General features: G+C 38.8%; 18 protein-coding genes. 3 read left to right on the top strand and 15 right to left on the bottom strand.

What is annotated here, in order from left to right; all coding sequences use genetic code 11:
* Window positions 1-38: 38 nt before the first annotated feature.
* Together R2Q94_RS12495 and R2Q94_RS12490 are read right to left on the bottom strand one after the other, a co-directional pair.
* Window positions 39-716: a hypothetical protein gene (locus R2Q94_RS12495; RefSeq protein ID WP_316821798.1), complete on the bottom strand. Its 678-nt coding sequence runs from the start codon at window positions 714-716 to the stop codon at window positions 39-41.
* A gap of 108 nt (window positions 717-824) precedes the next feature.
* Window positions 825-1,958 (bottom strand): glycoside hydrolase family 18 protein, encoded by a 1,134-nt coding sequence (locus R2Q94_RS12490; RefSeq protein WP_316821797.1) that lies wholly within the window; start codon window positions 1,956-1,958, stop codon window positions 825-827.
* A 163-nt stretch (window positions 1,959-2,121) separates the two neighbouring features.
* Between R2Q94_RS12490 and R2Q94_RS12485 the strand changes: the two genes are divergently transcribed.
* Window positions 2,122-3,168 carry a LacI family DNA-binding transcriptional regulator gene (locus tag R2Q94_RS12485; protein ID WP_316821796.1) on the top strand — a complete coding sequence of 349 codons (1,047 nt, stop codon included), beginning with the start codon at window positions 2,122-2,124 and terminating at the stop codon, window positions 3,166-3,168.
* Between the two features lie 83 nt (window positions 3,169-3,251).
* Here R2Q94_RS12485 and uxuA read toward each other — a convergent pair whose 3' ends face one another.
* The 8 genes from uxuA to R2Q94_RS12445 form a co-directional block, all read right to left on the bottom strand.
* Complete coding sequence (gene uxuA / locus R2Q94_RS12480) at window positions 3,252-4,427, bottom strand: mannonate dehydratase (RefSeq protein WP_316821795.1); 1,176 nt, start codon at window positions 4,425-4,427, stop codon at window positions 3,252-3,254.
* Between the two features lie 4 nt (window positions 4,428-4,431).
* Window positions 4,432-5,253 (bottom strand): SDR family oxidoreductase, encoded by an 822-nt coding sequence (locus R2Q94_RS12475; RefSeq protein WP_316821794.1) that lies wholly within the window; start codon window positions 5,251-5,253, stop codon window positions 4,432-4,434.
* A 153-nt stretch (window positions 5,254-5,406) separates the two neighbouring features.
* Window positions 5,407-6,660, bottom strand: coding sequence for a HAMP domain-containing sensor histidine kinase (locus tag R2Q94_RS12470; RefSeq protein ID WP_316821793.1), 1,254 nt, complete (start codon window positions 6,658-6,660; stop codon window positions 5,407-5,409).
* A 12-nt stretch (window positions 6,661-6,672) separates the two neighbouring features.
* Window positions 6,673-7,353 carry a response regulator transcription factor gene (locus R2Q94_RS12465; protein ID WP_316821792.1) on the bottom strand — a complete coding sequence of 227 codons (681 nt, stop codon included), beginning with the start codon at window positions 7,351-7,353 and terminating at the stop codon, window positions 6,673-6,675.
* A gap of 40 nt (window positions 7,354-7,393) precedes the next feature.
* Window positions 7,394-9,403 (bottom strand): LTA synthase family protein, encoded by a 2,010-nt coding sequence (locus R2Q94_RS12460; RefSeq protein ID WP_316821791.1) that lies wholly within the window; start codon window positions 9,401-9,403, stop codon window positions 7,394-7,396.
* 177 nt (window positions 9,404-9,580) lie between these two features.
* Window positions 9,581-9,919: a helix-turn-helix domain-containing protein gene (locus R2Q94_RS12455; protein ID WP_062548871.1), complete on the bottom strand. Its 339-nt coding sequence runs from the start codon at window positions 9,917-9,919 to the stop codon at window positions 9,581-9,583.
* A 256-nt stretch (window positions 9,920-10,175) separates the two neighbouring features.
* The gene (locus R2Q94_RS12450; protein ID WP_316821790.1) at window positions 10,176-10,343 is read right to left on the bottom strand and encodes a hypothetical protein; all 168 of its coding nucleotides are present in this window, start codon (window positions 10,341-10,343) and stop codon (window positions 10,176-10,178) included.
* Between the two features lie 250 nt (window positions 10,344-10,593).
* The gene (locus R2Q94_RS12445) at window positions 10,594-11,946 is read right to left on the bottom strand and encodes a Gfo/Idh/MocA family protein (RefSeq protein ID WP_316821789.1); all 1,353 of its coding nucleotides are present in this window, start codon (window positions 11,944-11,946) and stop codon (window positions 10,594-10,596) included.
* 446 nt (window positions 11,947-12,392) lie between these two features.
* Here R2Q94_RS12445 and R2Q94_RS12440 point away from each other — a divergent pair, with 446 nt between their 5' ends.
* Together R2Q94_RS12440 and R2Q94_RS12435 are read left to right on the top strand one after the other, a co-directional pair.
* Complete coding sequence (locus R2Q94_RS12440; RefSeq protein WP_316821788.1) at window positions 12,393-13,412, top strand: LacI family DNA-binding transcriptional regulator; 1,020 nt, start codon at window positions 12,393-12,395, stop codon at window positions 13,410-13,412.
* A gap of 79 nt (window positions 13,413-13,491) precedes the next feature.
* Complete coding sequence (locus R2Q94_RS12435) at window positions 13,492-14,571, top strand: aminoglycoside phosphotransferase family protein (RefSeq protein ID WP_316821787.1); 1,080 nt, start codon at window positions 13,492-13,494, stop codon at window positions 14,569-14,571.
* Here R2Q94_RS12435 and R2Q94_RS12430 read toward each other — a convergent pair.
* The 5 genes from R2Q94_RS12430 to R2Q94_RS12410 all read right to left on the bottom strand — a co-directional run bounded on the left by R2Q94_RS12430 (window position 14,516) and on the right by R2Q94_RS12410 (window position 20,847).
* A complete protein-coding gene (locus R2Q94_RS12430; protein ID WP_316821786.1) occupies window positions 14,516-16,231 on the bottom strand; it encodes a GMC family oxidoreductase in 1,716 nt (571 codons plus the stop codon). The genes R2Q94_RS12435 and R2Q94_RS12430 overlap by 56 nt on opposite strands.
* A gap of 12 nt (window positions 16,232-16,243) precedes the next feature.
* A complete protein-coding gene (locus R2Q94_RS12425) occupies window positions 16,244-16,741 on the bottom strand; it encodes a gluconate 2-dehydrogenase subunit 3 family protein (RefSeq protein ID WP_316821785.1) in 498 nt (165 codons plus the stop codon).
* 95 nt (window positions 16,742-16,836) lie between these two features.
* Window positions 16,837-18,039, bottom strand: a complete 1,203-nt coding sequence (locus R2Q94_RS12420; protein ID WP_316821784.1) for an SGNH/GDSL hydrolase family protein — start codon at window positions 18,037-18,039, stop codon at window positions 16,837-16,839.
* A 37-nt stretch (window positions 18,040-18,076) separates the two neighbouring features.
* Window positions 18,077-19,273 (bottom strand): hypothetical protein, encoded by a 1,197-nt coding sequence (locus R2Q94_RS12415; protein WP_316821783.1) that lies wholly within the window; start codon window positions 19,271-19,273, stop codon window positions 18,077-18,079.
* A 314-nt stretch (window positions 19,274-19,587) separates the two neighbouring features.
* On the bottom strand, window positions 19,588-20,847 hold the full coding sequence (locus R2Q94_RS12410; protein WP_316821782.1) for a metallophosphoesterase: 1,260 nt from the start codon (window positions 20,845-20,847) through the stop codon (window positions 19,588-19,590).
* Between the last annotated feature and the right edge of the window lie 44 nt (window positions 20,848-20,891).

The following is a 20,891-nucleotide window of genomic DNA, read 5'->3' as shown; positions in this document are numbered from 1 at the left end:
ATAGGTGTTTTAAAATAGATAGTAGAGGTAAAATGACGTTATTTCGCTAGTATAATTTGATTAGCAATATTGGTTTTTCCATTAATCAAGCCCATGATCCCAGTATTCATCATCACTGCTTTCCTGGTTTTTGAGACTTTAGACAATGGATTCAAACTGCTGGCTACTGGTTTTTCAAAGCGATAAATACTGGTGTAACTGGCATCCTTGAACACATTTTTGACCTCTGGTTTCAGCTTATTATATTCGATTAAAGCCCCCTTAGTATGGGTATAACGACGATAAAAAATTCCACTTTCCGGATTGAAACTATAGGAAGAATTATTAATCGCTTTAATTTTCATCTTTTTCAATACGTTCTGATTCACATTATTGATGTTGGAGATATTTTTAAAAGCGAAACTGACAGTCGCAATATAGTTATCAAAATCAAGGGTTTTCTTTACATTGCTGATTCCTGGAGAACTTTTAAGATAAGCCACTGCTTCTTCCATTTCTTTTTGAATGGTCTGTTTACTTGGAACCTTATAGCCATTCACACTATCCAGTAGCATCAATGAGGCGACTTTAGTTTTACTGGCACTCAAATTCACTGTTAAATTAACGGTGCCTGAGCCATTGTTAGCTACATTGATTTCTTCTATAATCTGAAAACAGGAGGAAAAAACACATAAAATCAGTATTAATAAAAAGTATCTTGCCTTTCTCTTTAACATATCCCCTGCAACCATAATTAAATATATAATTTCCCAAAGATATAATTTACGCTGAATAAATTTGAGAGATTGAACAAGAATGAGAAGAGGAAATATAAAGGTTGTTCCTTATCTAAAAGACTTGACTACTTCATTTAACAAGTATTCCTTTGGGTCTGAGGCATATTCCCAAAACATCACCCCTGCCATTTGATGTTCTTTCACATAATTGCATTTTTCAGTCACTGACCATTCGTCATCATAAGTAATCAGGGTCTGCGTATTCGCATTAAAAAGGTAAGAAGCTCTGGCATCCTTATCTTTATAGGCTACAAAGCCCTTATTATTGATCAGGCTATCTTTTATCCTGGTAAAACCACTACCAAACTCTCCTTTAATATAGTTCGCTCCAAGACCTGTTGCTGTTCCTGATTCCACTTTACTATTTCTACCATAGAATGCCAGTCCCATCACTAATTTAGAAACTGGAACACCAGCATCAATATAGGCCTGTACAGCGATATCTGCCGAATTCGCTCCGGGATAAAGCTTAGAAGCATATAAATTGGTATGATGTCCTGCTACTTTACCGGAATAATAATCATAAGTCATCAGGTTAACATAGTCCAGGTATTTTGCAGCTTTATCCATTTCAGTATGTAGCAGAAAATCGGAAAAACCACCCACCGCAGTAGTCAACAGTTTCTTTTGAGCAGTCTCTTTTTCCAGGACATCAAGGTCTTTTCTAATTGCTTCAAACATCAAGGTAAAATTGCGCTTGTCTTCCGGCCGGTAAATATTCCCAACTTCTCCAGGTCTCCCAGGATATTCCCAATCAATATCTACCCCATCCAGTTTATATTTTCTAATGATATCAACAGCACTTGCTGCAAAAGCAGCCCTTGAAGTATCGGTTAAAACAGCATCTGAAAAATTTTTGCTCCATGCCCAACCCCCAATAGAAATCAAAATCTTAAGTGCAGGGTTTTTCTTTTTCAGCAACAATAGTTTCCGGAAATTTACCGTATCTGTTTTTTCATTGGTTAGAAAAGCGCGGTTTCCCTGAACATCTACAAAGGCATAATTGATATGTGTTAGCTTCTCTGGAGATATCAGATCCATATTCACTAATCCCCTAAAACCACCTACATAACCAATCACCACCTTTTTCCCCAGTCGCTCCTTTGAAGCTCGCTGCTCGTTATCATTTTTCATTGAACCAAATAACAAAACCAGCAATAGTAAACCGAGCGTTCTTTTCATGAGGAATATTTTAAGTGTTTATTCCCTTAAAGATATTAAAGATCAATCAAAAATAAAATTGAAAGAATTGCCTTTAAAAGGCATCCATATTTCCCGCTAAATGAAAAAAGATTCCCTTATTTCCTCTAATAATTGCATTTTAGGCCGTAAATATAAAACTGGTATGAACAACAATATCACATTGAGGGATATTGCAAAGGCACTCAACTTGTCTACTTCTACGATTTCCAAAGCCTTAAATGACAGCTATGAAATTGGAGAAGAAACAAAAAAGAAAGTGATTGCTTATGCAAGGGAACATCATTATGTTCCGAATCGGATGGCTAAGGGACTAAAACAAGGCAGAAGTCAATCGATAGGTGTTGTCGTATGTTCATTGGATAATAACTTTGTCGCGCAAATGCTCGATGGAATCGACAAAATCAGTACGGATAAGTCCTACCAGATCATCATCATGCAAAGTAAAGAATCGCAAAAGCAGGAAATCGCCTGTATAGATTTGCTTTACGCTGGAGGAATAGATGGCCTGCTCATTTCCCCTGCTTGTGAAACGACTGATTTTAGTTACCTTAAGAATTTACAGGAATCTGGTTTACCTATGGTTTTATTCGATAGACTTACGGATCAGATAGATACCCATAAAGTTGGTGCTGATAACTTTAAAGGAGCTTATGATGCCACATTGCACCTGATTAACAATGGCTTCAGGCGAATCGCCCACCTCAATACCAATACAAAACTCAGCATTTCTATTGATAGATTAAATGGCTATAAACAAGCACTTTCAGATCGGAATATTGAGTTCAAGCCAGCTTACCTTCGCTCTTGTGATTATACCGATACCCATAAATTAAATGAGGATCTGGAAGAAGCAATAAAGTATTACATGGCATTACCAGAGCCACCAGATGCCATATTTACGGCTACTGATCAAATCACTACCAGGTGTTTATCTTTATTAAATAAACTAGGCTATAAAATCCCTGAAGACCTGGCGCTCATTGGCTTCACCAATACGGAACTGGCAGATGCGATGAAACCCGCCTTGAGTACCATTCATCAGCCGGCTTTTGAAATCGGGCAACTTGCAGCAGAAAAACTGATCTCCTTAATAGAGCAAAAACATAGAGAAGTTGATTTTGAAACCATTAAGCTGGACACCGAAATTATGTTTCGGGATTCCACACAAATGGTCCAAAGCCATACTTAGCCTGCTTCAAACAAAATTGGTTCGATCCGGTCCAGTTAAATGGACCAGATCGAACCAGACTATAAAAATTTCATTTTGAATAACTAATAATTTCCGCTGATCCCCAATTCTAATCCGCGAAGTTCAGCGAGTCCTCGTAATCGGCCGATCGCAGAATAGCCCGGATTGGTCTGCTTGTTGAGATCATCCAGCATCTGGTGCCCGTGATCAGGTCGAAAAGGAATCGGCAATGCTCTGGAAGTATTCTCCGCAACAATCGCCTTCATCACTTCATACATATTTACATCACCCCCAAGGTGATCAGCCTCGTAAAAATTACCTTCTTCATCTTTGGTTACATTTCGAAGGTGCAGGAAATACACCCTTGATTTCACTGCTTCAAAGATCTCCGGAAGGTTATTCGTTAGGCCTGCTCCTAAAGAGCCTGTGCAAAAACAGATGCCATTGAAATCCAGATTTACACTATTAATGATATGAAGTAAATCTTCCCTGGTACTCGCAATTCTTGGCAAACCCAAAATCGGATATGGTGGATCATCCGGATGAATCGTCATTTTTATCCCTTCGGATTCACAAACTGTTGAAATTCCGTTCAGAAACCAGATTAAATTTTCTTTCAAACCTGCAGTTCCAATCACCTTATATTCATCAATGCTGTTGCGCAGTGCGTCCAGCTCAATCTCTTTCTCATTAGGAATTCCCATCAAGACATTGATTCTCAACAACTCCAGCTCGGAATCCGTCATTTCTGAATGCCTCAATTTTGCTTTTTCTCTGATGTTTTCCGGGTAATCTGCTGCAGCGTCTTCTCTTTTCAGGATGAACAGATCAAATACCGCCAAATCAGTCCAGTTAAAATACAGTGCTTTAGAACCATCTGTCATGGTCAGGTCTAACTGGGTACGTGTCCAGTCCAATACCGGCATAAAATTATAACACACGGTTTTAATTCCACAAGCAGCCAGGTTTTTTAAACTCTGGTTATAATTGGCAAGATATACTTCAGCATCTTTACGCCTGGTTTTGATGGCCTCATGAACCGGTACACTCTCTACTACTGCCCAATGTAAGCCCGAAGCCTCAATAATTGACTTTCTTTCCAGGATATCAGCAATTGGCCAGACTTCCCCATGAGGGATATGATGTAAAGCGGTTACAATTCCTGTCGCTCCTGCCTGTTTCACGTCAGCTAAACTTACAGGGTCTGATGGCCCATACCAGCGCCATGTTTGTAATAATTTATGGTTCTTTTTATTCATAGTTCTATACGCCGCTATAGGCATTAAATCCACCATCTACTAATATCGTTTCTCCATTTACAAAAGCAGAAGCGTCGCTAAGTAAATAGATCAATGTTCCATTCAATTCTTCCGGATTACCTAATCTACCAAAAGGAGTATGATTTACAAAACGTTGGGCACGATCTGTAAAAGAGCCATCTGGATTGGTCAGTAGGGAACGGTTTTGTTCCGTTAAAAATACGCCCGGAGCTAAGGCATTCACCCGGACACGGTCGCCGTAACGTTGCGCCAGTTCTACCGCCATCCATTTCGTATACCCTTCTATTGCATTTTTACCCAAAGTATAACCTAGAACCCTGGTTAAAGGACGTTGGGCTGCTAAAGAAGAAATATTGACAATAGAACCCTTTCCTTTTTCTGCGATTACCCTTCCAAATACATGTGTAGGCAGTACTGTTCCAAAGAGGTTCAATTCTACCGCTTTCTGGGTATCGGCGATATTTGTATCAAATATATTTTGATCCGGACCGATCGTTGCGCCTGGAATATTACCTCCGGCAGCATTAACAAGACCGTCAATGGTTCCCCATGCATTTAAAATTTGGGTTCTTGCTGCGATCAATGCTTCTTCATCCAGGACGTCGGTAATGACTGCCATAGCTTCTCCGCCATTGATGGTGATCGCCTTAACACGTTCATTCGCTTTCTCTTCATTTCTGCCTAAAATGGCAACTTTTGCTCCGGCAGCAGCTACAGCCAATGCAAATGACTCGCCTAAAACACCGGTTGCACCGGTAATTACAATTACCTTGTTTTCTAATGAAAACAGATCTTTGCCCTTCATACTTTATGATTATATAGGTTAAATACTAGAATCAATGTTAAGGAAATTAAACATTGAATACCCTTGAATACCCTGAAATATTTACGATAACGATTGCGTTTTAGAGGATCAGATTGGAATCCGGAGATCTCCGCGTTACTTTAGAAAATAAATTTAAAAATGAATCAGGAAAATGTGAAAATCAGCCTCATAAGTATAGCTCATCGTAAATCCATAGTGGTTACAAATCTGTCGGGAAATGGCCAATCCTAATCCCATCCCTTCAGATGCTGCGGTTTTATTAAAACGCTCAAAAGTCCTTCCCCCATCCAAAGGCAAATTGGCTCCCGTATTTCTAAAAATCAACTGATGATCAGTCAACTGAATCTCCAGCCGACCAGGTTTAATGTTATGGCGAATCGCATTACTGATGAGATTATTGAGTAAAATATCAGCCAAATACTTGCTCATGGATACTTCTTTATCCTCCAATATTGTCTTAACCGAAATTTCAGCAGATTGCAGTAACTCCTGAAATTGTCTTAGCTTCTGTTCGATCAATGGTTTAAGCGCTATGAGCTCTTCGTTCTTGATCATATTGTTTTCAATTTTTGCCAATAATAACAAAGATTGATTGAGGCGGGTTAGTCGGCCTACTGCGAGATAAATATCTTCGATCAATTCACCCTGATGATCAGTAAAGCCTTCCGTTTGCAATAAAGTATCCAGTTTCGAATTGATCACTGCTAGTGGCGTCATCATCTCATGTGCAGCATTATCTGTAAAAGATTTCAATTCTTTATAATCCTCTTTAACCCGCTGAGACATTAATAATACCGCCTGATTCAATTCCACAAATTCATCGATCTTACTATGCTCCACTTTAACCTCATTTTTACCCGTCAGATTAAACGCTTTCATTTGATCCAGAATATGGTAAAATGGTTGCCATAAGCTTTTTAATAAAAACCTGTTGACGATAAAAAGTGTGAGTAACAACAGGATAATGATCAACAAACTGATGATAAAAATGATGCGCACCAGACCTTCCGCCTCCAATCTGGATTTGGCGACGGTCACTTCAAATACCTCATTTTTTACGGTCATAAAGGTGGTCAGGCTCCTTCCCGGTTCCTTTTCATGTTCTTTTTCATTCAGATAAATGGTATTATTATAACTTCTACCTGCAGTGTCGGAAGGACTTACCTTCCTATAACTTACCTTCTGGTCATGAAAATCACCAGGCAAAGGGAGTTTATGATACTTTTCTACATAGGCACGGATTTCTTCCTCTTCAATCCGAAGGTCACGGTCCAGTTTCTCCGTCAAAATAAAGTGAATGACCACATAATAAATCACTCCGGTGGATAACAATACCAGAAGAGATACCAATATATTGACGCGATTATATTTGCTGGAAAGTTTCATGATTGTCCGATCTTATGATATGTTCTCAAACTTATAACCTACACCATACATTGATTTAATGTAATCCTTACTACCAGCTTCGATTAATTTTTTCCTTAAATTCTTAATGTGTGTGTATATAAAGTCGAAATCATCCGATAAATCCATCTCATCCCCCCATAAATGCTCTGCGATTGCACTCTTTGTGACCACTTTCCGTTGATTGGCCGTAAAATAGATCAATAAATCAAATTCTTTTTTAGTCAGATTCAACAACTTGTCCAGAACCGTCACTTTCATCGCAAGCGTATCAATACTGATTTCATTAAATACAATCGTATTATTTCCATCAAAACTCTTCCTCCGGACAATCGCAGTTACCCTGGCCTGCAATTCAGAAAGATGGAAAGGTTTCACCAGATAATCATCAGCACCCAGATTTAATCCGTCTACTTTATCATCAAGCGAATGCCTTGCGGAAATGATCAATACCCCATCCTTCTTATTCCTTTTCTTTAAAGCACGCAAAATTTCCATGCCCTCTCCACCAGGTAAGGTCAGGTCTAGTAAAATGCAATCATATTGATAAAGGCTGATCTTTTCCATTGCGGATTGAAAATCAGCAGCCAATTCACAGATGTTTCCTTCCGCACTAAAATAAGTTTGGATACTCTCCCGAAGCGACTGCTCATCTTCAATTAATAGTAATTTCATTAAATATGGTAGTTTAGATGCCTTTTAAGTTAATCATTATTTATTGATGAAGACCACCGTTCTTAAAAAGATCATAAGCAGTCTGGTAATTTGCAATAGCTTCATTGATTACCTTCCCCGAGAATTTCCGGGGAATCTGTTCGTTTTTCGTCTGGTTGTAAATGTAAGTCTCCACTTTTTGCTGAGGACTCAATACCACCAAACTATCTCTTTTTAAATACGCCAGCTTTTGATAAGTTCCCAGAAAAGCTCTTGGAACGTAGGTTGTTGACAAAACATCTTTACCAAATAAATTACTTTCATAACTCCATCCGAATAATTGAAATAAAGTTGGGTAAAGATCAATTTGGGAACACAATGGTGTGATTTCGTTCTTCCTGTTTTCTGAAGAATGATTCAAAGCCGGAAGCTGCGCAACCTGGTGCAAAGCTTGTTCAGGCAAATTCAATACCATACAAGGAATATGATATTTACTGATATCTATTTCATTCTTACCAGCGCTACTGGCACAATGATCTGCCACGATAATCACCACCGTATTTTTAAACCATGGTTTCAGAGCGGCTTCCTTTAAAAATTTACCAATTGCGTAATCTGTATACCTGAGCGCTCCGTTTCTACCAGTTCCGGAAGGGATGTCAATTTCCCCGGAAGGATAGGTAAATGGGCGGTGATTTGAGGTGGTCATGACAAAGCTGTAAAATGGTTTACCCGCTTTAAACTGTTGGTCAGAACCTCTGATCAGCGCAGCGTATAAATCCTCATCACTGATTCCCCATGCATTTTCAAAATGAACCTGATCGTCCGAAATGATCGTTCGCCTGCTCAGATAATGATCCCCAGCCATGACCTTTCTTCCACGATCAATGATGTCATAACCGTTGCTTCCAAAATACTGATTCATATTGTCAAAATAACCATCCCCACCGTAATAAAAACTACGTTGATACCCTGCTTTGGCAAAAATATTTCCAATAGTAGTCAGGCTATCATTACCGGGGCGTCTAACAATGCTACTTCCTGGTGTAGGTGGAATAGCCAGAGAAAGCGCCTCCATTCCTCTTACTGTTCTTGTTCCGGTAGCATACATATTGGTAAACAACACATTTGCACTGGCTAAAGAATCCAACACAGGTGTTAAGCCTTCTTTGTTTCCAAAATGTGCCATAAAATCTGCACTTAGACTTTCCACTGTAATCATAATAACGTTTGGTGTATAAGCAGATCCGGTCCCGCTGATCATTCTTTTAATTCCCGAATCCGCCTGTAGATAATGGCTATTATTTTCCTGAAGGACAGACCTGATCACACGATTCGCTTCCCGCTTATCCAGCATTTTATAGAAATGATTATAGTTCAGTTCATTGTTTTTAAAAGCGGAAAAAATAGCATATATCCCTGCTTTAGCGAGCTCATTATGGTAACGGTTCGAGCCTTCCTCTGCCCAGGAATTCGGCACAAAAAATCCATAAAACAGACAAATCAGCAAGATCATTCCAGACACCAATCCCCTTTTCTTAAAAGGCATATTCGACTGAAAATATCGGGTAAATGCATTGATTTTTACAAAGCCGAACAATACCAAAAGACTGATCAACAGCACTGCACCAATTAACAATGGCAAAGGGTAAGATTCATTAATATTATGAATCACTTCATAGGTATATACCAGATAATCTACAGCAATGAAATTAAATCTACTCTCAAATTCCTGCCAAAAAGTTAGTTCTGCAAAAAATGAAAACATGGCAATGACGATCATCAGCAATAAAACCGAATAGCTGAGCACAATATTAAAAGTAGACCTGATGAATCTTTGAGGCAGAAAACACAAATAAATGGCATATGGCAAAACCAGAAACATCGCCACACCAAAATCGTAAACGAATCCTTGAAAGAAAATACGAAGGATGGAAAAGAAAGAAAACCCGGTTTTTTCCAATGTAGCAACCATTAACCCAAGACGAATCAGGAACGACCCGGCAATAAAGGTTGCTACATAAGAAATGAGTACAGTGTACCTGGATTTCAACAGAAAAGAAAAGCTCATATAACTATAATATTATAGTCAAATGTAAGCGACTATTCTGTAGGAAAACTGAAGATAAACCAGGAAGTATCAGTGTCTAAAAAAGCTGATTATTTTTGAAAAATATTGGAAAAAACCAAGCCTATCTTCAAAAAATGAGGACTTTTAAAACACTGATACTTACAAAGTTAGAGAATACTAAGCGTTTTTATTACGCTGATCTTCTTTATCATATAAATCAATCAGTTTACTTTGCAAACGAATCACAGAACTTTCCAATTGACTGATTTTTTCTTTCAATTGTTCGATGATCTGGATGTGTTCGCTTACGCCTTCTTCCCCAACATCTAGAAACTCTCTTAAGCTCAATCCGTGTACTTCAGCGATCTGATTGATACGACTAAAATTTGGATCAGTAATACTAGTTTCCAGTTTTGAGTATGCTGGAATTGAGATATCCAACAAATCGGCCATCGCTTTTTGGTTGACCCCTTTTTTTTGACGTAAAATTCTAAATTTCTCCCCTAATGTTTTCATAATGAATATTATTATTGTTTAATAACCCCTAATTGAAATAAATTTAAGAAATATTAAATATAATATTATCATATTATTACAAAATTTTGAAATAAATAATCTGGAGGGCTTTTTTAAACTAAAGATTTTAGCAAAAAAACGAGCTAAAAGCAGTTGAATTTCTTGTGTTTTTTTAGGCCCAAAAAGGCAAAAAAACACAAGAAAAACGCCCGATTTTAATCAGACAAATCGCTGCATAATAGGTAGATAGCGACTTTTACTTTTTAGACTGTCTAAAAATAAAAGCTGCCAGCATTAAAGCTACCGCCAGGCCTGAAAGGCCCGGAAAAAGAATAAATAAATAAAATACTCCAGCAACGACAGCCAAAGCCACAATAAATAAAAGTCCTTGTAAAAAGGACTCCATTTTAAAAGCTGCGATCAAAGCGAACAATAAAAAGGTTAAGGCAAGAATCTGTAAAAACATATGCAAAGATGCGTATCCAATGTTAAGTTAACGTTAAGAAAATCGTTTTCTTCCCATTTTTTTGTCAAAATAAAAGGAGCAAATGCAAAAAACACTTGCTCCTTTTATGAAAATATACTTATTCAACTTTTAGCAATTGTCTGGAATTTTGAGACTAAATTAATTCAATTCAAAAATCATCAGAAAAGCAGGCTAAAAATCAATATGATTAATAATCGTCGTTTAATGCGAAAATCGGTTTTCTAGTCATCCAGTTGCCGCTTGTAAAATCAGGGAAGTCAACTGTTTCATTTCCTAATTCAATAGACTGCTCACTTAATGGTGTAATTGCACTCCATGCAGCTGCATCATAAACATCCATTGGAGTCGGCTCATTTCTTTTTGCTGCTTCAATGAACGCATGAATTACGAAGAAATCCATTCCACCGTGTCCTGCACCTTCTGCATCATTACCATATTTTTTCCAAAGTGGGTGATCGTATTTTTCTAACCACTCTTTAGCTGGATCCCATTGGTGAGATTTGCTTACTCCTTCTACATAAATGCTCTTATTGATGTCCATCCAAAGACCTTTAGTTCCCTGAACTCTGAAACCAATAGAATATGGTCTAGGAAGGTTAGTATCATGTTGTAAGATAATGGTCTCGCCATTTGCACAGTCGATCGTTGTCGTTACAATATCTCCCAAACGGAAGTTTACTTTTGCATTTGGATGGTTCTCGCCACCTTTCTCTACAATATAGTTATGCAAACCTCTTGCTTTAGTAGCAAAAGAGTTCAATTTTAAGAATTTATTACCTCTGTTGATGTTGATACAATGTGCAACCGGACCAATACCATGAGTTGGGTATAAATCACCATTACGGTGTACAGAGTGATTGGTTCTCCATTTTGCTTCTGAGAAACCTTTCTCATTAAATTCTACACCACCACCATAAGGTTTTTTACCATCATTGAATTTAACCTCTCTAAGGTCATGTTGGTATCCACCTTGTAAGTGCATAATTTCACCAAATACACCTTGACGTACCATATTCAATGCCGCTAAAACATCTCTTCTGTAACAAACGTTCTCGAGCATCATGACATGAGCATCATGTTTTTCCGCTGCTTGTACCACATCCCAGTGATCCTGAAGGGTCACGCCTAACATCACTTCAGTCGCGATATATTTAAGACCAGCTTCCATAGATTTAATGATCATTGGCTTGTGCAATTCCCATGGTGTAGAAATTACGATCGCTTTTAATCCTTTTGTTTCCAAAAGTTTTTTCCAGGCATTTTCATCACCTGTGTAAATCTTTGGCATAGGTTTTCCAGATTTAGCAATCATTGCTTTTGCAGAATTCAACATCACATCGTCTACATCACAAATCGCTACCAAATCCACATCATTTCTCTTCAATAAAAGATCAAGATGATTTTGGCCTCTCATTCCCACTCCGATCATTGCTACCTTAATCTTTTCACCCTTAGTGCTCGCAAAAATAGATTGCTCAGGTAAAACCGTTATAGCTGCGGCAGTGATGCCGCTATTTCTAACAAATTGTCTTCTATTCATAATATTCAGTTCATTATATATGTTCGGTTCAAAAGTATCGCTTTTATGGCATACCATCCACGATTTTTCGATTACAAGGTATAGACTATATCCAAAACTGATGCAGATTGACCTTCAAAAAATACACGCAAACGTTTGATATTCCAATTATCTATCCGATAAACAAGAGAATTCAATAAAAAACATCGACTCTGCCCAATTTGTAACAATTTCATGATCATTTGCACATACAATTCTGACATAATTCAACGAAACATGGCTATTTCAGGTTATAAAACAGGATTTACACAAAAAAAATCTCTTCCAAAACCAGAATTAAGGCTAGTATTTCCAAACAAACGTTTGCGCACATTTTAGACCTAAGCATCAAACAATTGGGTTTTAGGAGAATTGTTTTTTAAAAATAATTGAAGGTTATTGAAACTTTATGCCAATATTTGAACATCATGTCTGATAAACCAACCACGATAAAAGAAATAGCCAAAATACTTAAGATTTCGGTTTCCACCGTTTCAAGGGCTTTAAATGACCATTCCAGTATCGGTTTAACAACAAAGATGAGGGTCAAAAAGCTGGCTGCAGAGCTAAATTATGAACCAAATCAGAAAGCAATCCAGTTTTTACAAGGGAAGTCCCATATTATAGGGGTGATTTTACCGGAATTGTCTGAATCTTTTTTCTCCACTGCCATTAGTGGCATTGAAGATGTTGCCTATAAAAGAAACTATACTGTACTACTCGCGCAATCGCATGATGATGCGGATCGCGAGAAACTATTGGTAGAAAAAATGAAAACCCAACGTGTTGATGGACTACTGGTCTCCGTTTCCAAAACCACCAGTACCTATGAACATTTTGAGATTTTCAAAAAACTGAATATTCCGGTCGTATTCTTTGACCGCATACCTCCTATTAAAGACATCCACTATGTGGCCTCTAACCTGGAGAATGGAACCTATGAAGCTGTCAATTTCTTATTAAAGAAAGGACACCGCACTATAGGCATGATCAACGGCCCTACCACACTGGTAGCCAGTCATGAGCGAAAAGAAGGTTACATTAAAGCAATGATTTCTAACCGTCTGAAATTTGACCCTTCTCTGATTGTCAGCTGCGACCTTTCCGAAAGCGGTACTATTGAGGTGATGAATACCATGCTTAACCATAGACGTAAACCAACAGCAATCGTTACTTTTAATGATTATGTTGCTTTATTTGCGATGAGATACACACGTTCCTTGGAGCTGGAAGGAATTGATTTTGTCAGCTATGCCAATCTTCCCATCATCAATTATATGGATTACACGCCAATAGCCTCTGTAGAGCAATTCCCATACAAGCAAGGAAAGAAAGCCGCTGATATTTTAATTGACCTGATCAACAGGCCTAAGAATGAAACCGGAACGGAACAGGCTTATTTTAACGTAGTTGTAGATTCGGAGCTAATTATTTCTAATATTAAGTAATTTTGCGCAAACGTTTGCTCAATGGTTTTAATCATATAAATAATTACGTTTGAATTTGTAACCAATCTTGAAAAGACGCATGTTCGAAAATATCTTACCATTGTATGGCCTGAATTCTGATAACACGACTGTTAACCTATTTGGCGATGGCCTGATAAACCATACATGGAAAGTAACTGCCAATGAGCAAAGCTATATCCTGCAAAAGGTAAATACTGATGTATTTAAAGAGCCTTCAAATATTGATAAAAACCTTAACCTGTTAAAGGACTTTTTAAACAAAAAAGACCCGGAATACCTATTTGTATCTCCGATTAAGGCGTTATCAGGCGAATCACTTTTAAATACCCCATCCGGATATTTCCGTATGACCCCATTCGTAGAAGGCTCAATTTCTCTGAATGCACTGACAAAAAGAGAAGAAGCCTATGAAGCAGCTAAACAGTTTGGAAAATTCTCAGGGTTATTGTCAGATTTTGACGCTTCAACCTTAAATACCACCATTCCTGATTTCCATAACCTAAGTTTAAGGTATGAGCAATTTAAAACTGCCTGTGCCAATGCAAATCCGGAACGCCTGGAAAAAGCAAAGGAATATGTTGATTTCATCAATGACCACAAAGATCTGGTCAATACCTATCTTGAAATTGTAGCCAACGGGGAAGTTCCTTTAAGGGTAATTCACCACGATACAAAGATCAACAATGTCTTATTTGACGAACACAATAAAGGAATCTGTGTAATTGACCTGGATACAGTAATGCCTGGTTATTTCATCAGTGATGTGGGCGATATGATGAGGACCTATCTATGTGCAGCAAGTGAAGAAGAAACTGACCTGACTAAAATCAGCATCAGAAAGGATTTCTTTAAAGCCATTCATGAAGGGTATATGGAAGAAATGGCAGAAGTATTGAGCGAAACTGAAAAACAATATTTCAGTTATGCCGGAAAGTTCATCATCTATATGCAGGCAATTCGCTTCCTTGCAGACTACTTGCAGAACGACATTTATTATGGAGCCAAATATGAAGGCCATAATTTTAACAGAGCAATCAATCAAATTGCCCTGCTAAAAGAATATCTAAAGATGGAAGAAGAGTTTAAAGCTCCCCTTTCTTCAGCGCAAAAACAGCATAGTCAACCGCACGTGCTGTAAGTGCCATATAAGTTAATGATGGGTTTTGCGTTGACGTAGAGGTCATGCAAGCCCCATCAGTAACGAAAACATTCTTGCAATCGTGTAACTGATTCCATTTATTCAGTACCGAAGTTTTTGGATCATGCCCCATTCTGGCCCCTCCCATCTCATGAATATCTAAACCAGGTGCTTGTCCTGCATCATTTGCCTTGATATTTGTAAAACCTGCTGCGCTAAACATTTCCGTCATTTGATCAAGGTAATCCTTTTTCATTTTCGCATCATTTTCATCATAGTCAACAGAGATCCTGAGCAACGGAATTCCCCAGGCATCCTTCTGATCTGCATCTAATTTCACAAAATTCGTAGCTTTAGGAATCGTTTCACCCATCATGTGTGAACCGACCTGCCATAGTCCCAGATTCTTATGGAGCAATTGCGCCTTTAAATCTGTCCCAAATCCAGAAGTATCCCTATCCGGACTTCGGTAAGCCGAAAAGCCGGCAGCATAACCACGTTTGAAATTGGTTTCCTGTTTCAATAAATTTCTAAATCTTGGTATATATCCTCCACCAGCAGGATTTCTGCCATCAGTACTGAATTCTCTTAACCCATCATATTCCGCACTGATTCTCGCACTATAATTGTGGAAAGCAACGTACTTTCCTAATGTCCCGCTATCATTACCAAGGCCATTTGGAAAACGTGAAGATTTAGAATTCAATAAAATCAGGTTTGTATTAATGGTTGCTGCATTCACAAAGATCACTTTTGCATAATACTCCCGGACTTCTTTAGTATTGGTATCCACTACGCGGACACCGGAAGCTTTGCCTAATTTCTCATCATACAAGACAGACTCTACAACAGAAAAAGGCTTTAATGTTAAATTACCTGTTTTCTCTGCCCATGGTAAGGTAGAAGAATTGCTGCTAAAATAACCTCCAAAGGGACAACCCCGCTGACATAAATTACGGTTCTGGCATTTCCCTCTCCCCTGGTCAAAATGCACTTGTTTAGGCTGAGATAAATGTGCACATCTTGCACTAATCACATGGCGACCTTCGAACTTTTCCCTTATGGTGTTTTTAAAATAATCTTCTACTGCATTCAGTGGAAAAGCTGGTAAGAAATCGCCATCTGGCAAAGCCGGTAAACCATCCTTATTTCCTGAAATTCCTGCAAATTTCTCCGCATAGGTATACCAGGAATCCAGATCTTTGTACCTGATCGGCCAGTCAACTGCAAAATCATCGCGTAGCGGTCCCTCAAAATCCAGGTCGCTCCAGCGTTGTGTCTGTCTGGCCCAAAGTAATGATTTACCACCTACCTGATAACCACGAATCCAGTCAAAGGGTTTCTCCTGCACATATGGATGTTCCTGATCCTTTACAAAAAAATGCATGGCATCTTCCCTGAAAGCATAACATTTACTCACCACCGGATTTTCCTTCTTTATCGCCAAAGTAAGTTCCCCTCGATGTTCAAATTCGTATGGATACTTATTAGTAGTCGGATAATCTACAATGTGTTTTACGTCTTTACCCCGCTCCAGCACCAAGGTTTTTAATCCCTTTTCAGTAAACTCCTTGGCTGCCCAGCCACCGCTAATCCCTGAGCCAATTACAATGGCATCATAGGTATGTTCTTTTATACTATCTATATTCAGATTTGACATTTTTGATATTAATTAAGCGGATTTAACCCGGAAATAACCATTATACCTCCCTGGAACAAGTTCCCAGATCAACAAATTACTCATCACATACTTGGAGTTCAGGTATCCAGCAATTGTTCTTGATTTCATGATTCCGTAGAACTTAGAGACTGCTGCGGTAGTTCCAGACACCTGACTATTGGCATCAGCAACCAACTTCGCTAAATCTTTGCCCTCCTGGCCTTCAAAAGTTTTCAATCCTGATAAAAACTCCTGCTGATCCGCAGGCTCGTAGCAGTCATCCAGCATCTTCAATACAAAAAGATGGAGCTTCAGGTCCTTTGCCCCGGAAGTGTCAGTTTTGGGAATAATCAATTCGGCAATCTCTGCCAGTAGATTTTCCTGTTCGGCAGAAATATCAAGGTTTTTAAGTTGAATGGACACTTTTCCCTTTTCTCTTAAACAAGAAGGCAACAAGGCCATTCCCCCTGCAAATATCAATACCTGTTTTATGGCTAATCGTCTATTCATGGTTCATTTTGTGGCGCTAAAATAATCCAAAAACTGGAACTCTCCTAAGCCTATTTAAAGTGCTATTTATAGAAATAAAAGTATTCGTATTCAAATTAACCTGCATTTAGGAGGAAATGAGCAATTCGGCAGGCATTACCTTTACTATTAATATTTTTTGCTTCGCTGATTTTTAACCTGAGCTGATGTTTCCCCGCTTTAAGATTGCTACCCAATAACAGGTACCAGGGTAAATGCAATGATTTACTCCATTGCGTATACAAATCAATTTGCTGTTCAGGCCCTTCATCAATTGAATAGCTCAAAATTCCTGCATCTGGTCCGGAAACGATTGAAATTCCAATCGCATTGCCCACAAAATTCAGACTCAATTCCGATCCTGCCTCGGTGGCACATAGCATCGGAATGTGTACAAAGCCTTTTCGGGTATTTTTTCCATCTTCAGGCTTCCAATCCTGCTGCAATACCCAGCCAGTCTTTATTCTGGCATTCTGAATATCTACATACTGTCCTTTTGAGAAATTACCATCGTTTAATGCTTTTGCTAAGCTCAGGTTGCTGGAAACTCCCTTAACTTGCTGTACTGAAATGGCATCAGTTAATAAACGTTGAATGGCTTTAAAATAGAGCTCCTGACCAAATTCGGAAGGGTGCAGATCTTTAAAATCATGTTCCCAGCTAAATTCCTGATTGGCCAGCCTATCGCTTACTGCTTTTGCCAGATTTATAGATGGCAATCCATAATGACCGGCCACTAATTCATGGTTTTTTACAGAAAGCGGAACCTTTCCTTTATGATAAGTGCTTGTCTTATCTGGATCCGCAAAAGACATCAGGATGATGTCCATCTTCGGGTTATTTAATTTAGCATGTCTGATGATCCCTTCCAGCGCGCGGACCTGGCTGAGGCTATCCGTACCATTTACCTCATCGTTTACAGCAGCCTCCAGAAAAAGCAAATCTACTTTTCCGGAATCCAGTACATCCCGCTTCAAACGAAAGGCATGAGGTAAACTTCCAAGCGATGGAATCCCAGCGGCAATAAAATGGAATTTTGTTTCCGGAAAGCGCTTTTCTAAATCTGCAGAGACTTTATTTCTCCATCCTCGATTATAAGTGATAGATCCACCCAAAAAAGCAACCGTCGCGGTTTTCTGATGTTCAAATATTTCTATGGAATGCCCTAAACCAGCTCTTTGCTCCATATAATTACCATCATCCAATGGTTTTAACTGCGCATATCCCATTACTACACTACACAGCAAACTGCCGCAAAAACAAAAAAGTACTTTGGTCATAAATGATCAGTAATTATTGAGTGCTTAAGATAGGAATTTAGCGATTAGGATCATACTGATAAACAATCTGATAAGGAATGTTTTTTAGTTTAGCCGCAATTGTTCCAATTGGCAGATCCTCTTTCTGCGGTGTTGGTTCACATACTGAATACAGCTTTCCTTTGTACAGAATTGCATCACCAATCGGCTGATCAAACTGAACCCCCATAGTGATGTGTGTAGGGTACAGCATGGCAACCATCGGCAGGTTATAGATTTCCTTGACCAAATAGAAAAACAATGCAACACGATCATCGCAGTCACTATGACTGGCAAACAGCGTTTCTTCCGGAGAAAGACGCTTCTCCATCCCATAGTTCTGCTCATCATCCTGATAAAGAAAAGCATAGCGGGTAAAACGCATTAAGTAATCCACACCCTTTTTCTGGCTCATTCCCCTTGTATTTTTTTTCAGCAAGGGAATCAATGAACCATAGGTTTCTTTACTCAGGGGAATGTTGAAATAAGTTTCAAAATCTACCCCGGGATAATTGGCAAATATGGCTTCCACATCTTTACTCAATTTCACATTGAAATGATATGCTTTATGCTTATAAACAAACTCCAGTTTCTTTTCTTCGTAATTCTCGGGTTTAAAATCCGGTAATTTGGTCACTTTATAAGAAAAAGATTTAGTTGCTTCAGGCACCGTAATTTGCACTGGGACCGGAGGATCAAGGTTCAGGTCAGCTTTCGGATAATCATGGTAGTTTAAACACATGTATTTCTTTTTATCCACCATAAAAAAAGGAATATCAGAAATATCCTCATCATTGAACACATAAAAAATGATCTTATCTCTGCTTAAGGCCAAACGGGCATCATAACCGGATTTCGCCAATAAAAACCACTTATATAAGGTATAACGACTATAATTAACCGATTTCGGACTCAATTGCTCCGCCGTTTTCCGAATCAATTGGTAATATAACCAATCGTTAAGCTCCAGTTTGTTCTTATAAGCCAGGAGGGAATCAATAATAACATGGTAATCACCGGAGTTTAAAAGCTGATAGGCTTTTTTAATAGAGCCTGATGACAGCTCAGGAGCGGGAACAAATAAGGAAGAATCCAGGCTGCTATGAAATGTTCCTCCATAAAACTCAAAAGAAATATCCTGCTTTTGCTGTCCATAAGCGGTACCCAGCATCAACAGTAAACATAATGTTCCGAATATTTTTAAGAGATGGCCCATAAAAAAAGGATTGCTTCCTATTAAATATACGTAAATTTAATGTTAAAATAAAGTAAATCTATTGTGCCAGCTTTCTCCAGCTGAGTCAGGATCTTATTCCTGACTTTTTTTGACTTAACAGGCCGGAAATTACAATTTCAGGTGAGGAAGAGTTCTGAACCTATGCCTGAACAATATGTCTATTAAACCACCTTAACAGGGCATTTAGCGCAATTAAAGCCCTAGCAAAGCCATGTTAAGGAGGAATCAATCATTACGAATATAAAAGCGCTGTAGAGCTGCTTCCAAAAAAGAGAACCGTCAATGCTTAAACCTTAGATTTTAGGGTTTTTAGAACCTGGAAAAGTATAAGTATCCAGTGTATTTCCCTTCATATCCAATACAGAAATTTTCAACTCTTTCGCAGAAGCTTCTCCTTTGATATAGGTCGCAAACTCTTCTCCTTCCAGTTTTGGCCCACCACCAACCAGTTGTGGAATACTCGCCTTTACCTTCGTTTTTTTATTCCAGTCCAGCCATTCCGAAGATTCAGTGATTTCTCCAGGCTTCACAAATTCGTAGGTATGGGTATGACCTGAAATTAACAAATCGACTTTATGCTTCTGAAGGATTGCTAACCATTTACCTCTGGAATCCGGTGAATCCCAGCCACTTTTTGTGAATAATGGAATGTGCAACAAAACCACATTAAATGCCGCACGCTTCATGTCCTTCCTACTCAATGCCCGATCCAGCCAGATGGCCTGTTCGTCCCGATACGGCTCAAAACGTGTTCTTCCTTTACAATATTTGTGTTGATCAGGTTTATCCTCGCCGGTATCCAGTACTGTAAAAGCTACCGGGCCATGAATAAAATGATAATAATAAGCACCGTTGGGGACAGACAAATATCTGCTCAGTTGGGATGCCCAGCTTCCACGTGTATCATGATTTCCACGAACATATACTAAAGGCGTTCCACTGGTAAAGGCTTGTTTTGTAGGATTCAATAAAGCTGTAGTGATCTGTTTCTCCGAAGAAGGGTCATTGATCTGATCCCCATTCCAACATAAGAAATCAGGTTTAAAATCTTTATTTATTTGCTGAATCCTATCCAGTACCGGTTGATTTTCGTGGGTATCATTAATGATTCCAAAGCTGATCGTTCCGGCTTTGGAATTTAAAGTCTTAAATGACTGAGGATCGGTTTTTACGACCGGACGAAGCTCCTCCGCCAGGGGACTTTCAATACAGGTCCTGAAATAGTAGGTGGTTCCTGGTTTAAGCCCCCTTAGTGTCACTTTATGCACATGGAAAAACTCGGCAAGCCCATTGTGTTGTGTTTCCTGCTTCTGACTACATTTTTCATCAGTCCCATATTCTACCCAACCTACAGAAGGCTGGTCAGTTTGCCAGACAATGGATATCGTATCTTCATAGGGAGACATCAGTGTTGGAAAGCCGACCATTTTAACCTCATTGTCAAACGCTTTAGTTTCAAGATCCGGATTTACGGTCCTGGCTTCCCCTGGTGTTCCAATATGAAGTAATGCAGCAGCGGTAATGCCTGATTTCAAAAAATTTCTTCTTTTCATGTGTGGTTTAAGGATGTTGATCTCCTCCAACACCAAGCTAAGTA

It is taken from the genome of Pedobacter gandavensis (assembly GCF_032678465.1).
GTDB lineage: Bacteria > Bacteroidota > Bacteroidia > Sphingobacteriales > Sphingobacteriaceae > Pedobacter > Pedobacter gandavensis_B.
Note: the sequence above shows the minus strand (reverse complement) of the source record. Positions and strands in the feature narration are given on the sequence as shown.

Coding starts and splice junctions, on each gene's coding strand:
- R2Q94_RS12495 (WP_316821798.1), bottom strand. CDS start 716: ATGTTAAAGAGAAAGGCAAGATACTTTTTATTAATACTGATTTTATGT.
- R2Q94_RS12490 (WP_316821797.1), bottom strand. CDS start 1,958: ATGAAAAGAACGCTCGGTTTACTATTGCTGGTTTTGTTATTTGGTTCA.
- R2Q94_RS12485 (WP_316821796.1), top strand. CDS start 2,122: ATGAACAACAATATCACATTGAGGGATATTGCAAAGGCACTCAACTTG.
- uxuA (WP_316821795.1), bottom strand. CDS start 4,427: ATGAATAAAAAGAACCATAAATTATTACAAACATGGCGCTGGTATGGG.
- R2Q94_RS12475 (WP_316821794.1), bottom strand. CDS start 5,253: ATGAAGGGCAAAGATCTGTTTTCATTAGAAAACAAGGTAATTGTAATT.
- R2Q94_RS12470 (WP_316821793.1), bottom strand. CDS start 6,660: ATGAAACTTTCCAGCAAATATAATCGCGTCAATATATTGGTATCTCTT.
- R2Q94_RS12465 (WP_316821792.1), bottom strand. CDS start 7,353: ATGAAATTACTATTAATTGAAGATGAGCAGTCGCTTCGGGAGAGTATC.
- R2Q94_RS12460 (WP_316821791.1), bottom strand. CDS start 9,403: ATGAGCTTTTCTTTTCTGTTGAAATCCAGGTACACTGTACTCATTTCT.
- R2Q94_RS12455 (WP_062548871.1), bottom strand. CDS start 9,919: ATGAAAACATTAGGGGAGAAATTTAGAATTTTACGTCAAAAAAAAGGG.
- R2Q94_RS12445 (WP_316821789.1), bottom strand. CDS start 11,946: ATGAATAGAAGACAATTTGTTAGAAATAGCGGCATCACTGCCGCAGCT.
- R2Q94_RS12440 (WP_316821788.1), top strand. CDS start 12,393: ATGTCTGATAAACCAACCACGATAAAAGAAATAGCCAAAATACTTAAG.
- R2Q94_RS12435 (WP_316821787.1), top strand. CDS start 13,492: ATGTTCGAAAATATCTTACCATTGTATGGCCTGAATTCTGATAACACG.
- R2Q94_RS12430 (WP_316821786.1), bottom strand. CDS start 16,231: ATGTCAAATCTGAATATAGATAGTATAAAAGAACATACCTATGATGCC.
- R2Q94_RS12425 (WP_316821785.1), bottom strand. CDS start 16,741: ATGAATAGACGATTAGCCATAAAACAGGTATTGATATTTGCAGGGGGA.
- R2Q94_RS12420 (WP_316821784.1), bottom strand. CDS start 18,039: ATGACCAAAGTACTTTTTTGTTTTTGCGGCAGTTTGCTGTGTAGTGTA.
- R2Q94_RS12415 (WP_316821783.1), bottom strand. CDS start 19,273: ATGGGCCATCTCTTAAAAATATTCGGAACATTATGTTTACTGTTGATG.
- R2Q94_RS12410 (WP_316821782.1), bottom strand. CDS start 20,847: ATGAAAAGAAGAAATTTTTTGAAATCAGGCATTACCGCTGCTGCATTA.